A 12053-nucleotide genomic window follows, 5' to 3' on the forward strand; every position below is an offset into this window, starting at 1 on the left:
GGTCATGATCGTCCCTTCCCTCAAATTCCTTGGGAAGGAGCGTCGGTCAGGGGTGCGGAGATGTCCACCAAAAGGACGACAGGCGCGGCCGCCGGGGGGTGGCCACGCCTGTCTGGAGATCCGGCCGGTAACTCCCCCAAGCCCAGCCGTTCCGCCCCCCCGAAGGAGAGACGACGGGCCATCCCCAGGCCCTTCTCGTGCGCTGGAGCCAGGGCTCTAGCGAAGCTTGGTCATGGTGTCGTAGGCCACCTGGGCGCCGATCAGCTGCGGGGTCTGGCGGCTGGGAGCGGCGCGCTTCTCGAAGCCCGCTCCGTTCACCGCCACCCACTTGGCCTCACCGCGCGGCGGATTCCCGGAGGTGGTGAACTGAGCCCGCACCGTCGAGGTGGGCAGGTGAGTGACCTTCACGGTGAAGGTGACGCCGGTGGGCGAGCTGAGATCGTCATCGGGCAGAATCTCGATCAGATACTGGATGCCCTGCCCCATGGCCAAGGTCTCCAGGTACTGGATATCCATCCGGTCCTCACGGGACTGCTTGGCCGAAACCTTCCGGATCACCGCCTCGCGATCAACGATCTTCGCGCCCGCCGACAGGAAGGTGTTGAGGATCGAACTTTCGACGCCGCGCGAGAAGTTGTTGCTGCGGAAGCCGTAGCTGCCGTCTGTCATCCGCTCCTGATACTGGCGGCTCTCGCTGGCCGAGGCCGCGACGCCGCTCGACGCGCCGGCCGCCCAGCCCCGGCCGCGCACAGCGGCGGCCTGGCCGACGGCGACCCCAGCCGAGCGGGTGGTCTGGACGCTGTCGTACTGGCTGGTGGCGTCCTCGATCAGCTGCCGGTTCCAGAACATCAGCATGGTGGGCCGTCCGGCGCCGGCGTACCAGCGGGCGAAGCTGCCCGATGACGCATAGTTTCCGGCGTCCGGGTTGGCGCTGGGCGGCGGTGTGTTCACATCGGGCATACCCTCGCGATAGGTCACCGCCGGCGCCTGGGGCCGATACTGCTGGGCCATGGCCGGGCCGGCGACCAGGAGGGCCGTCAGCGCCGTGGCGAAGAGCTTCATTCGGTTCGGCATCGAACCCTCCTGATCTTGAGACGGGGCTTAGTCGGCGCCGCGGATTTCGACGTAGTACTGGGCTGAGTTCAGGCGGGCCGAGTTCTGCTCGAAGGTCACCATGGCGTTGGGCTGGACGAAGAGAGAGGTCCAGGCCTGGGCGCCGTCGGTGGGGACACCATTCTGATCGTACCAGCTGGCGCGGACCTGCAGCGGCAGGGCGACATTGGTCTTGTTGCGGATCTGGACGGTGATTTTTTTGAAACCGGTGGGGCCGGTGGAGACGTAGGCGCCCTCGGTGTCCAGCAGGCTGTCGACCTTGAACTTGCGGCCCACGTACTTGGCGAGCGTGTTGTCGATCACCCGCACCGAGTTCAGCTCGGGGCGGATATTGTTCTGCTGGTCGATGCGGACGCCACCCTCGGGCGGGGTGGTTTCACAGGCGGCGAGGCCCAGGCCAAGGACGGCGGTGGCGGCGACGATGGTCAGGTGCTTGCGGAAGGTGGTCATGGGGTTTCCGTTCTCTGATTAGTGGGCGCGCACGAGGCACAGCTGTTTGCGGTTGGCGTCGGTGGCGCAGGTGATGGGCTTCTCGCCCCCAGCGACCGGGACGCCGGCTTTCAGGAAATTGGCGGTGAGGTTCGACGGCCGACCGGCCGAGCCCAGGGTCAGGACGTGGACGGTGTCGGGCAGGGAACTCCAGGTACGGACGTCGGCCTGGGGCTTGGAATTGGACGAGACGATCAAGAGCACTCCAGACAGCACGCCCACGGCGGCCACCGCGTCGCCGTACTGGCCATTGGCGCTGAAGGCCGCGTTGTTCTCCGACAGGACCACGGTGGTGTCGGAAAGGAAGCTACCAATGCCGCCGGTAGTGGCCTTGAATTGCGCCTTGCCGGCCAGAATCTTGTCGATCTCCCGCCCGCCCCGGGTGGAGGCCTGATAGTAGATGTCCTCCATCGGATAGGCCTGCATGGGGGCCGCGCCGTTCATCACCTGAACCTGATTTTCGAGGATCGGCTTGCCGCGCCGGTAGACGAAGAAGGAGTGGCTTGCGCCGTCTCCCAGCTTGCGCGGAGCCATGCCGGTCTCCACCAGCACCAGGGTGTCGTCCTTCTCACCGATGCCGCCATAGGTGGGCCGGAGCTTCTTGAGCTGCACCAGGGTCTCGTCGCGCAGGTCGGTGTCGCCGTTCAGGTGGCTGGCCCAAGCGTCGAGGAATAGCAGCAGCGCGAAGTCGGACCGATTCTGGTCTTCCTCGGCGAAGGCGTCCTGCATCAGGCCCCGCCGGAAGGCGGCGCGCGCGTTCTCGTAGTCGGCGTCATGCAGGTAGATCAGACCACGGTACATGAAGACCATGGCCCGTTCGTAGGGCTCGCCTTTAAAGTCCTTGGACCCCTCGTCGTACCAGAGCTTTCGGGCGTTGGCGGCGTTGGCGTTGTCGGCGAACACCGAGTCGATGCGCATAATGGCGTCGTCCAGCGCCGGCTTGGCCATGGAGTAGTCGGCGCGCCAGAAGGCCCGGGCGCCGATCTCCATCTGGTTCAGGACCCGGTTGGTGGGCTGATCGGTGGCCAGACGGCCGACAAAGGTCTCCGGCCCGGCGTCGTAGGGGACGGGCGGCAGAGGCGGGGGCGGCTTGGCCTGGGCCGCGCCAAAGGCTGCGACCGCCAGCGCCCCTGAGAGGGCTGCGAGTTTCATCGTCTGGCCTAGCGGTAGACGACGTCGTCGCGGTTCTCTTTCTTGAACTCGTACAGGTTCGACCAGATGATCTCGCCGTACTCCATGTCGAGTAGCTCGAAGGTGTACTGGCTGAACCGCGAGGTCGTGCCCGTGCGGGTGTCGATGGCGTCCCGGGTGCCGATGCGGCCCACCAGACGGTAGTCGGCGCCGGCTTGGGCGCGGGTGCGGCCGGTGGTTCCGACATCCACTCTGCCGGCGTCCTTCAGGGCGCGTTCCTCTTCCACCGCACCGGCGTATTCGCGGCCGATGAACCGCATCCGGCCACCGGCGGCACGCAGCAGGTTGACCCGGATCCGGTCGGTGATCAGGGCCTTGTCGATGATCTCGGAGCTTTCATTCCGGAAGAACTTCGGGTCGACGATGATCCGCGGCGGGGTCGGTCGGTTCATCAGCTCCGGCACGTTCAGCAGGTCACGGAACATGGCGTCGGCCATGGAGACGATGTCCTGGCTCTCGGTGCCGATCCCCTTCACCCCATCGGAGGTGGTGGTGTCGCGGTAGACCGTGGCTGAGCCCTGCGGCTTCAGCTTTGGCGCGGCGAGGGCCGGCCCGGCCGCCGCGATGCCGAGGACGGCCAGCAGACCGATGGTGGTGGTTTGAATGCGCATGATCGCCCCCTTGGCGTGGACGGCCCTTGGGGTGGCCGCCTGGAATTTCGCAGGGTCATCGGCCGCGCCCGACGCGCGGCCGACTCCCGTATTGCTGGTGGTTATTTGCCGACCGAGGCGCTCTGCAGCGCAGGCAGGTAGGCGACCTGGAAGTCCGGATAGATCGCGTAGGTCGCGTCCAGGATCTTCTGGTACTCGGGGTTGGTGGAGTGGTTGACGTACATGAACACGGCCATGTCGTTCAGCGAGTTGAAGGACATGTCCGTCGAAGAGCGCAGGAACTCCTCGCCGCCGATAGCTTTCAGCGCCACCCCCCGACCCATGGCGGCGCCGGCCTTCTTGCCGAGGAAGCCGCCGACGAAGGGCACCTGTTCCATGGCCTTCTGACCAGCGTAGTTGCCCGCCATCGAGCCGATCTGGCCGGCGGCCTTCACCGACATCGACTTCGTCACCCAGCCGGCGGTGACGCCGTCTGAGGTGAAGGGCGAGGCGTACTTGCCGGCCGAGCCCTCGATGGGGGTCGGCGCGGTCAGGGCGGTCGGCGCGGCGATCTGCGGCGCACCCCAGGCGGTCAGCATCAGAGCCCCGGCGACGACGACGGGAATATAGATCTTCTTCATTTTGGTTGGCCCCCCAGCCTTGGATTCATGGGTTCACGGGTGATCGTTCAACTCACCGACGGACGCTCTCCAGATCCGTCGACAAGCCGCCCCCGCGAGAGGCCAGAGGCTCGCCAGCCAAGGTCCATGCGCCGGGCGTCGGCGGCAGGCGCGGACGCGCCTTGGACATTGATGACGGGACACTCGGTCGACCCTTGGGGGTAGGTCTTTAGAGTTCGCAAACCCTGTCTGACGGGTCTGACCACACCCCGCATGATCCAAACGGACTATGTGTCCCCGATTTGGGGCCTTCTCAGGCCGCAGCGCGGCGCAGCAGCTCGTCCCAGTGCTTCAGGGCCATCAGGTGGCCGATGCCGGGGATCACCCGAATTCTGCGGGGCTTGTCGCCCAGATAGTCCAGCAGGTCGGCCAGGGGGGCGAGAGCGTCCTGATCCCCGTGCCAGACTTCAAGCGGACACTGCAGGTCGGCGACCGTCAGGTTGCGGGCGCGGCGGAAGGCCTTCACCTCGTCGGCCGCCCCCCGGCTCGTGCGTGCCAGGGATTCGCCGACATAGGCGGCGATATAGCTGGCGATATGGGCGTTCTCATCGAAATAGGCGGCGTCGCCCGGGGAGCTTGCGGTTGCCCCGCGCACAATACGATCCACCAGCTGGCTCGACATCCGCAGGCGCAGGATCGCGTAGAAGGTCTCGATCACCCACGGATTGCTCTCGATCCGCGAGCGGAACAAGGTGAGCGGGCTCTTGGCGTGAATATCGCTGACCGGTCGGGGCGGCCGCCCCGAACACAGCAGCACGCCGGCGGCGCGCGGACCCAGGCGGACCGCCGTCTGGATCGCCGAAGGCGCGCCCGAAAGGATGGCGCCGATGCGGACCTCGGACAGGCCCAACTGGTCGCACAGTTCCACCATGTCGTCAGCGACGCTGTCGAAGCTGTAGTCCGGACTGGGGTCGGACTGACCGAACCCCGGGCGCTCGGCGCAGATCAGCCGCAGGTTCAGTTCGCAGGCCAACCCCTGGGCCCCGGGCGGCAGCAGACTGGACCCCAGACCCTCATGGAAGATCAGCACCGGCCGGCCGGAGGGGTGGCCATAGTCGCGATAGGCCAGGCGGCGGCCATCCCTCAAGGTGATGGCCACCACGGGCGGGGCGTCGGCGCTGGCCAGCGGAATCATTCCCAGGCTCTGGGTCTCAATGGCGCTGGCCACCGAGGACAGTTGGGTCAGGGCCCGGATCAGGTCGCTCTGCCGCTTCAGCCCCATCTTGTCGAAGATGGCCCGGAGCTGGTTGCGCAGGGTGTTGACGCTGACCTCCAACTCGTCGGCGGCCTCCTTCAGCGAGCGGCCGTCCCGCAGCTTGCGGGCCAGACGTAGTTCGGCGGGCGTCAGGCCGAAGCTCTCGCGGATGGAAGACCACAGCTTACCGGTCTCCTCCACCGCCGGGAAGATCAGGGCATAGGCTTGGTCATCGTCGGCCAGCTCGGGGGCGGCGTCCGCGACGCCGGGCAGGGCGCGGGCCGGCGCCACATAGGCGAAGGACGGGCTGTCGTCCTCGCCGCGATCGAGCCGCAGGATAGTCTGGCCGCCCGCCTGGGCGCGGGCCTGGGCGAGCGCCCGGGTCAGGGCCTCCGCGTTGGCGGGATCGTCGAAGGTGAGCTCGGCCCCGATCATCAGTCGCCCGAGGCCCGAGGCCATCATCTCCTGGGCCAGCCCGTTGGCCGCCAACGCCTTGCATCGCGACGACAGCACGATCCAGCCGATGTCGTTTCGCCCGGCGGGTGTCGGGCCTTCCTCCGGCCGCGCGGTCAGCCGGGCGACATCCTGGCTGCGGGCCATGTCCTCGACGGCCTCAAGGGGCATGTCCTGCAGGTCACCGGCATCGGCCAGGGCATCCGTCAGTTGCTGCCAGGCGTCGGGGTTGGCGGCGACCTGGTACATGGTCTCGATCACCAGGGCGACATTGGCCCGCTTCGTCTCGTCCATGGTTGAAGTCGATTCCCCCCGCGCGACGCATTCTATCGAACGCGTTCGAAGAACGGCAATCTCATTGCGCCTGAAGAGTTCCCACGATGGAGGCGCGCTGGGAGATTTCGATCCAGTTGCCGTCCGGATCACGCACCATGGAGATGCGCGCGGTGGTCCCGAGCGTCGTGGGCGGCATGGCCTGGCGGCCTCCCTGCTCCAGAATCCGCGCGTGCTCCTCGTCGACCTTGAAGACCTGGAAGGTGATATAGCGCCAGCCCTTGCCCTGCATGCCGGCGTCGGAGGGCGCGTCGGGGCTTTCCTCAAGGATCAGTAGCGTCTCGCCGGCCCGGAAGGCGCCGGGCGTCTCCTCGATGAGCCCCAGGCCTTCGGTATAGAATTTCCTGTGGGCGCCAAGGTCGCGGACCGCCAGCCGGATGCCGATCTGGGTCACACCCTCGCAGCCGGGGGGAACCAGAGTCACGCGGTTGCCGTCCGGATCGGTGAGGGTCTTTGGCGAGGTCAGGCCCGGCCGGGCGACGATCAGCTCGCGGTAACCGGTGGCGGGGGTGTCGGGCAGCGGATCAGCGTGGTGATTGATCTTCAGCACTGAGCCCAGGGCGTCGTGGCGGTGCTGGTCCTGGCCACGGCGGATTTTCAGCAGGTGGTCGAAGGCGATCCCCGCTTCGCCCTGCCAGAAGGTCAGCATGGGTTCCAGGTGGTTGGTGGAGAGCCCGATATCGACTCGCGGTTTCGCCAGTTCCAAGACGGCCCTCCTGCCTTTAGATTTCCTCGACTTGCCTAGTCAGCTTGGGCGTGAGACCTAAGTCAAACATTTGTTTTAATTCATTAGGAGAGTCCCATGAAGGCTGCTGTCTATTACGAGAATGGCGGGCCCGAAGTCCTGAAATATGAGGACGTGCCGGATCCGCAATGCCACCCCAAGGGCGTGATCATCGCGGTCGAGGCCATCGCCATCGAGGGCGGCGACGTCCTGAGCCGCTTCGGCGGCCAGCTGGTCACCAAGCCCCACGTCGTAGGCTACCAGGCCGCCGGAACCATCATCGAGGTCGGCCCCGAGGTCGAACACCTGAAGGTCGGCCAGAAGGTCGCGACGTTGATGAACTACGGCAGTCACGCCGCCCTGCGCGCCGTGGCCGCCCGCAACTGCTGGGTCATTCCGGACGGTTACGACGTGAAGATGGCCGCCGCGATTCCGGTGACCTTCGGCACCGCCGATGACTGCCTGTTTGAATTTGGCCGCCTGAAGAAGGGCGAGACCGTCCTGATCCAGGCCGGCGCCTCAGGCGTGGGCGTGGCCGCCATCCAGCTGGCCAAGCGGGCCCGCGCGGGCCTAATCCTGGCCACGGCCTCCTCCGACGAGCGTCTGGAGAAGCTGAAGCGTCTGGGTCTGGACCACGGCATCAACTACACCCAGCACGACGTGGCCAAGGAAGTCCGCCGCCTGACCGACAACAAGGGCGCGGACGTCGTCGTCGACTCGGTCGGCGGCTCCACGCTGCAGGGCTCGATCAATTCCCTGGCCTATCGCGGCCGGGTCTCCCTGGTCGGAAACGCCGGACGCGAGCCCATGGTCGTCGATGTCGGCTCGCTGATGGGCGGCAACCGCGCCGTTTCCGGCGTGTTCCTCGGCGCCGAGATCGGCACCGACCGGGTGCACGACAACGTCCAGAGGCTGATCAACGACGCCGCCAAGGGCGAGCTCGAGGTGGTGATCGACCGGGTCTTCCCGCTGTCGGAAGCCGCCGCCGCCCACGCCTATATCGAAAGCCGCGCCGCCGTGGGCCGCGTGGTGATGGTGCCGTAACCCCCAAATCTCGTCATCCTCGCCCTCGTGGCGAGGACCCCTCTCACGGCTGCGCTGAGATCTTCATCGCAGCCGTGAACCGGCCGCCTCGCCTTGCAACACTTGAGCAACGGCTGGAGGGGTCCTAGGCACAAGGCCTAGGATGACGAAGTGGGGGAGCAACCCCAACCAACCGGGAGAACACCTATGCCCAAGGCGAAGAACGGCGACGTGGCGATCGAGTACGAGGTGTTCGGCGCCGGCCCGGAGACCATCCTGCTGGTCAACGGCCTGGGTTCCCAGATGACGCGGTGGCCGCAGGCCTTCTGCGCCAAGCTGACCGACAAGGGCTTCCGGGCCGTGCGCATGGACAACCGCGACACCGGCCTCTCCACCTGGTTCCAACCGGGCCAGGCCTACACGCTGTCGGACATGAGTGACGACGCCATGGCCGTGCTGGACGCGATCGGCGCGGACAAGGCGCACATCGCCGGCGTCTCCATGGGCGGGATGATCAGCCAGGTGATCGCCATCGAGCAGCCCGACCGCGTCCTGTCGCTCACCTCCATCATGTCGGCCAGCGGCGCGCCGGGAACCATGGACCCGACACCGGAGGCGGGCGCGGTGCTGACCGTTGCGCCGCCCAATCCAGAGACCGACCGCGAGGCCTTCATCGCCCACGGCGTGGCCAATGCCGAGACCATCGGCAGCCCGGGTTACCCCTGGCCGGAAGGCGCTTTGCGCGAACGCGTGATCGCCGAGCATGGTCGCGCCTTCAACCCGACGGGGTCGGCCCGCCAGATGGCCGCCATCCGCGCCTATGGCGACCGCACCGAAGCGCTGAAGAAACTCAAGGTTCCCACCGTCGTCCTGCACGGCGCCGACGACCCGCTGGTGCCGCTGCGGGGCGGTGAGGCCACGGCGGCCGCAATTCCAAACGCCGAACTTCGGGTGATCCCCGGCATGGGACACGACGTGCCGCCGGCCCTTTACGACATCGTCGCCGACGCCATCCTGGCCGCGGTCGCAAAGACCAAGTGACCAATCCCGTCGCCCTCGCCCTGGCGGCGGCGCTGACCGCCATCAGCCTGCTGCACTTCGCCTGGGCGGCCGGAATCTACTGGCCCGGCAAGGACCCGGTCTCCCTGTCGGACAAGGTTATGGGCGCGCGTCCCGGCGCGGGCATGCCGCCGATCTGGCTGACGGTTCTCGTCGCCGGCGCCATCCTGGGCGGCGCGCTGACGGTGCTGATGTTCAGCGTCGAGGCCTGGGACGGCCCCTGGCGGCCAGCCTTCGCCCTGGCGTATATCGCCATGACCTTCGTCTTCCTGGCCCGAGGAATCGCCGGCTATGTCCCGGCCCTCTGGCGCCGGACCCGGGCCACAAGCTTCTACCGGCTCAACCGCCTCTACTATTCGCCGCTCTGCCTGCTGATCGCGGCCGGGCTGGTGGTCAACTTCATCCTCGGCTGACGCCGGGCAAGCATTCAGAGCAAAGGAATTCCCATGGGACGTCTTACCGGCAAGAGCGCCATCATCACCGGCGCGGGCTCCGGCATCGGCCGCGCGGCCTCGGTCCTGTTCGCCCAGGAGGGCGCCAGCCTGGTCCTGGCCGACAAGATGGACACCGTCCACGAGACCGCCAAAATGGTCACCGACGCTGGCGGCAGGGCCGTCTCGGTGGCGGGCGACGCGGGCGACGAAGCCTTCGTGGCCAGCCTGGTGGCCAAGGCCGTCTCCGAATACGGGGGCCTCGACGTCGCCTGGGCCAATGCCGGCATCTCTGGCGGCTGGACCGGTTTCGACGACCAGGACGCCGCCTTCTGGACGGAGATTCTGCGGGTCAACCTGGTGGGCGCCTTCCTGCTGGTGAAGCACGCCAGCCGGGTGATGATCCCAAAGGGAAAGGGCTCGATCATCTGCACCGCCTCGGTGGCCGGCATCCGCTCCGGCGCGGGCGGCTCGCCCTATTCGGCCTCCAAGGCCGGCGTCATCAACCTGGCCCAGACCTCCGCCAACGAGTTCTACGGCACGGGCGTGCGGGTCAACGCCATCTGCCCTGGCCTGATCGAGACCGGCATGACCCAGCCGATCTTCGACGGCGCTCGGGCGCGCGGCAACGAGGACAAGATCGGCCAGCTCAACCCGCTGACCCGCGGCGGCGTGCCCATCGAGATCGCCAACGCCGCCCTGTTCCTGGCCAGTGACGAGGCCTCGTACGTCAATGGCCAGGCCATCGTGGTCGACGGCGGCCTGTCGTCTTCCCACCCGGTCGTCCGCCGCAAGCGGTGATCTACCTCGTCCGTCATGGCCAGACGGAGTCGAACCTGGCGCGCCACTATCAGGGCGCGCTGGACTCGCCCCTGACCCCGCTGGGCCAGGCCCAGGCCCGGCGGATGGGTGAGTTGCTGAACCGGCTCGTCCCCGACGCCACCGGCTGGCGGATGGTGGTGAGCCCGCTCGGCAGGGCCAGGCAGACGGCGGCGATCATCGGCGAGGCCATGGGCGGGACCCTGGACCCCAGCTTCGATCCGCGTGTGGCCGAGGCCAGCATGGGCTCCTGGGACGGCCTCTCCATCGATGAGCTGGCGGCCCGGCGACCACCCGACGTGCCCTATCCGGAACGCTATTTTCAGGCGCCTGATGGCGAGCGGTTCGAGGGCATCTGGGGGCGGCTGTCCGATTGGCTGGACTCGATCGGCGAGGATGAGAGGGTCATCGTCGTCTCCCACGGCCTGGCAGGCCGCTATCTGCGCGGCATCTACGGCAAGCTGCCCCGCGAGGAAATGCTGAGCCTGCCCGTACCGCAGGACGCCATCTATAGGTTGGAGAACGGCGCGATCACCCAGATCGACTGCGAGCCGGCCTAGATCACATCCGTGATCTAGGTTTTTAGAAGAGCGGGATGCGGGCGGAAAACCGGTTCCCACTTTTCCTCATCCCGCTAGACCCGACGAAGGATGACCCCACCGTCGTTGGCGTCGTCCAACTGGCGCAACAGCACCATGACGCCGACGCCCACCAGGGCGCCCAGCAAGAAGGTTCCGAACATGGCGCTCGACGCGGCCATCGGGCCCAACCCCGTCCGACGATACTCCTTGCCGTAGATCAGGGATCCGTCCCACGCCTCAGCATAGTCGCTCATCGGTTCGTACTGCTCTTTCATGCCACTCAAACCCTTCGAAAACGGGGAGGTTCCTCCCCCGCTGGCCTTCCTCGCCCCCGGGCGTTAGAAGCGCTCAACCCACCGCCTGAACGAGAACAACAGACCACATCATGGCCGGACATTCCAAGTTCAAGAACATCATGCACCGCAAGGGACGTGCCGATGCGGTGCGTTCCAAGCTGTTTTCCAAGCTGAGCCGCGAGATCACCGTGGCTGCCAAGTCAGGCCTTCCCGACCCCACCATGAACGCGCGCCTGCGCCTGGCCGTGGCCAACGCCAAGGCCGAGTCCATGCCCAAGGACAACATCGACCGGGCTATCAAGAAGGGGGCCGGCGGCGATGCCGAATCCTACGACGAAGTCCGCTACGAGGGCTTCGGCCCGGGGGGCGTGGCCCTGATCGTCGAGGGCCTGACCGACAACCGCAACCGCGCGGCGGCCAACATCAGGTCCACCTTCTCGAAGAACGGCGGCAATATGGGCGCCACCGGCTCCGTCGCCTTCATGTTCGATCGTCTGGGCCAGATCGTCTACCCGGCCAAGGTCGGGAGCGAGGACAAGGTGATGGAGGCCGCCATCGAGGCCGGCGCCGAGGATGTGGAGTCCGACGAGGAAACCCACACCATCTTCACCGCCTACGAGTCCTTCGCCGAGGTCGCCGCAGCGCTCGAAGCCAGCCTGGGCGAAGCCAAGTCCACCAAGATCATCTGGCGCGCCAAGGGCGGCACGCCGATCAGCGGAGATCCGGTGGGCACGCTCATGAAGCTGCTGGACGCCCTGGACGACGACGACGACGTGCAGAACGTCTATGGCGACTACGAGGTCTCCGACGAGGACATGGAGAAGTTCGGATAGACGAACGCACTGACGCAAGCCCGCGAGTCCTGGGTCGGCGAATTCATCCAGCGCAAGAAACAAGGTGAACAGCCTTGGCCGCCCCGCGCTAGTCTTCCCATGACCGCCCGCCATGGCGGCCATGAGGGGGAACCATGGCATCAAAATCCCGCGGTGGCGCGCCAAGCCGGCGTGACCTGCTGGCGCAGTCGGGGCTCGCGCTGAGCGCCGCCGCCCTGGCGCCCGCCGCCATGGCCCAGCAGA

Annotated in this window: 14 protein-coding genes; 6 read left to right on the forward strand and 8 right to left on the reverse strand. The window is 67.0% G+C overall.

Translation table 11 applies throughout. The features are described from left to right. Positions 1–216 precede the first annotated feature (216 nt). The 7 genes from AAC997_RS14960 to AAC997_RS14990 all read right to left on the reverse strand — a co-directional run bounded on the left by AAC997_RS14960 (position 217) and on the right by AAC997_RS14990 (position 6750). Positions 217–1074 carry a hypothetical protein gene (locus AAC997_RS14960; protein ID WP_340646497.1) on the reverse strand — a complete coding sequence of 286 codons (858 nt, stop codon included), beginning with the start codon at positions 1072–1074 and terminating at the stop codon, positions 217–219. 27 nt (positions 1075–1101) lie between these two features. Continuing rightward, positions 1102–1563, reverse strand: coding sequence for a DUF1425 domain-containing protein (locus tag AAC997_RS14965; protein ID WP_340646498.1), 462 nt, complete (start codon positions 1561–1563; stop codon positions 1102–1104). An 18-nt stretch (positions 1564–1581) separates the two neighbouring features. Continuing rightward, the gene (locus AAC997_RS14970) at positions 1582–2754 is read right to left on the reverse strand and encodes a hypothetical protein (RefSeq protein WP_340646499.1); all 1173 of its coding nucleotides are present in this window, start codon (positions 2752–2754) and stop codon (positions 1582–1584) included. 8 nt (positions 2755–2762) lie between these two features. Continuing rightward, a complete protein-coding gene (locus AAC997_RS14975; protein WP_340646500.1) occupies positions 2763–3404 on the reverse strand; it encodes a hypothetical protein in 642 nt (213 codons plus the stop codon). Between the two features lie 101 nt (positions 3405–3505). Beyond that, positions 3506–4024 (reverse strand): hypothetical protein, encoded by a 519-nt coding sequence (locus AAC997_RS14980; RefSeq protein WP_340646501.1) that lies wholly within the window; start codon positions 4022–4024, stop codon positions 3506–3508. 292 nt (positions 4025–4316) lie between these two features. Continuing rightward, the gene (locus AAC997_RS14985) at positions 4317–6005 is read right to left on the reverse strand and encodes an alpha/beta hydrolase (protein ID WP_340646502.1); all 1689 of its coding nucleotides are present in this window, start codon (positions 6003–6005) and stop codon (positions 4317–4319) included. Between the two features lie 61 nt (positions 6006–6066). After that, a complete protein-coding gene (locus AAC997_RS14990) occupies positions 6067–6750 on the reverse strand; it encodes a VOC family protein (protein WP_340646503.1) in 684 nt (227 codons plus the stop codon). A 96-nt stretch (positions 6751–6846) separates the two neighbouring features. Here AAC997_RS14990 and AAC997_RS14995 point away from each other — a divergent pair, with 96 nt between their 5' ends. The 5 genes from AAC997_RS14995 (at position 6847) to AAC997_RS15015 (ending at position 10660) form a co-directional block, all read left to right on the forward strand. Next, the gene (locus AAC997_RS14995) at positions 6847–7812 is read left to right on the forward strand and encodes a zinc-binding alcohol dehydrogenase family protein (protein WP_340646504.1); all 966 of its coding nucleotides are present in this window, start codon (positions 6847–6849) and stop codon (positions 7810–7812) included. Positions 7813–7998: 186 nt separating this feature from the next. Continuing rightward, positions 7999–8832: an alpha/beta hydrolase gene (locus AAC997_RS15000; protein WP_340646505.1), complete on the forward strand. Its 834-nt coding sequence runs from the start codon at positions 7999–8001 to the stop codon at positions 8830–8832. Then, positions 8829–9263 (forward strand): DUF3995 domain-containing protein, encoded by a 435-nt coding sequence (locus AAC997_RS15005; RefSeq protein WP_340646506.1) that lies wholly within the window; start codon positions 8829–8831, stop codon positions 9261–9263. The genes AAC997_RS15000 and AAC997_RS15005 overlap by 4 nt, the downstream gene beginning before the upstream one ends. A 33-nt stretch (positions 9264–9296) precedes the next feature. After that, complete coding sequence (locus AAC997_RS15010; RefSeq protein WP_340646507.1) at positions 9297–10082, forward strand: SDR family NAD(P)-dependent oxidoreductase; 786 nt, start codon at positions 9297–9299, stop codon at positions 10080–10082. Continuing rightward, positions 10079–10660, forward strand: a complete 582-nt coding sequence (locus AAC997_RS15015) for a histidine phosphatase family protein (protein WP_340646508.1) — start codon at positions 10079–10081, stop codon at positions 10658–10660. The genes AAC997_RS15010 and AAC997_RS15015 overlap by 4 nt, the downstream gene beginning before the upstream one ends. Before the next feature lie 74 nt (positions 10661–10734). Here the strand turns inward: AAC997_RS15015 and AAC997_RS15020 are convergent, their stop codons facing one another. Continuing rightward, positions 10735–10956 (reverse strand): hypothetical protein, encoded by a 222-nt coding sequence (locus AAC997_RS15020; RefSeq protein ID WP_340646509.1) that lies wholly within the window; start codon positions 10954–10956, stop codon positions 10735–10737. Positions 10957–11066: 110 nt separating this feature from the next. Between AAC997_RS15020 and AAC997_RS15025 the strand changes: the two genes are divergently transcribed. After that, positions 11067–11810: a YebC/PmpR family DNA-binding transcriptional regulator gene (locus tag AAC997_RS15025; protein WP_340646510.1), complete on the forward strand. Its 744-nt coding sequence runs from the start codon at positions 11067–11069 to the stop codon at positions 11808–11810. Positions 11811–12053 lie beyond the last annotated feature (243 nt).

The sequence above is a fragment of the Phenylobacterium sp. genome, assembly GCF_037968635.1.
Classification (GTDB): domain Bacteria; phylum Pseudomonadota; class Alphaproteobacteria; order Caulobacterales; family Caulobacteraceae; genus Phenylobacterium.

Excerpts from the sequence above, each read along its gene's own strand:
- AAC997_RS14960 (WP_340646497.1), bottom strand. The coding sequence starts at position 1,074 with ATGCCGAACCGAATGAAGCTCTTCGCCACGGCGCTGACGGCCCTCCTG.
- AAC997_RS14965 (WP_340646498.1), bottom strand. The coding sequence starts at position 1,563 with ATGACCACCTTCCGCAAGCACCTGACCATCGTCGCCGCCACCGCCGTC.
- AAC997_RS14970 (WP_340646499.1), bottom strand. The coding sequence starts at position 2,754 with ATGAAACTCGCAGCCCTCTCAGGGGCGCTGGCGGTCGCAGCCTTTGGC.
- AAC997_RS14975 (WP_340646500.1), bottom strand. The coding sequence starts at position 3,404 with ATGCGCATTCAAACCACCACCATCGGTCTGCTGGCCGTCCTCGGCATC.
- AAC997_RS14980 (WP_340646501.1), bottom strand. The coding sequence starts at position 4,024 with ATGAAGAAGATCTATATTCCCGTCGTCGTCGCCGGGGCTCTGATGCTG.
- AAC997_RS14985 (WP_340646502.1), bottom strand. The coding sequence starts at position 6,005 with ATGGACGAGACGAAGCGGGCCAATGTCGCCCTGGTGATCGAGACCATG.
- AAC997_RS14995 (WP_340646504.1), top strand. The coding sequence starts at position 6,847 with ATGAAGGCTGCTGTCTATTACGAGAATGGCGGGCCCGAAGTCCTGAAA.
- AAC997_RS15000 (WP_340646505.1), top strand. The coding sequence starts at position 7,999 with ATGCCCAAGGCGAAGAACGGCGACGTGGCGATCGAGTACGAGGTGTTC.
- AAC997_RS15010 (WP_340646507.1), top strand. The coding sequence starts at position 9,297 with ATGGGACGTCTTACCGGCAAGAGCGCCATCATCACCGGCGCGGGCTCC.
- AAC997_RS15020 (WP_340646509.1), bottom strand. The coding sequence starts at position 10,956 with ATGAAAGAGCAGTACGAACCGATGAGCGACTATGCTGAGGCGTGGGAC.
- AAC997_RS15025 (WP_340646510.1), top strand. The coding sequence starts at position 11,067 with ATGGCCGGACATTCCAAGTTCAAGAACATCATGCACCGCAAGGGACGT.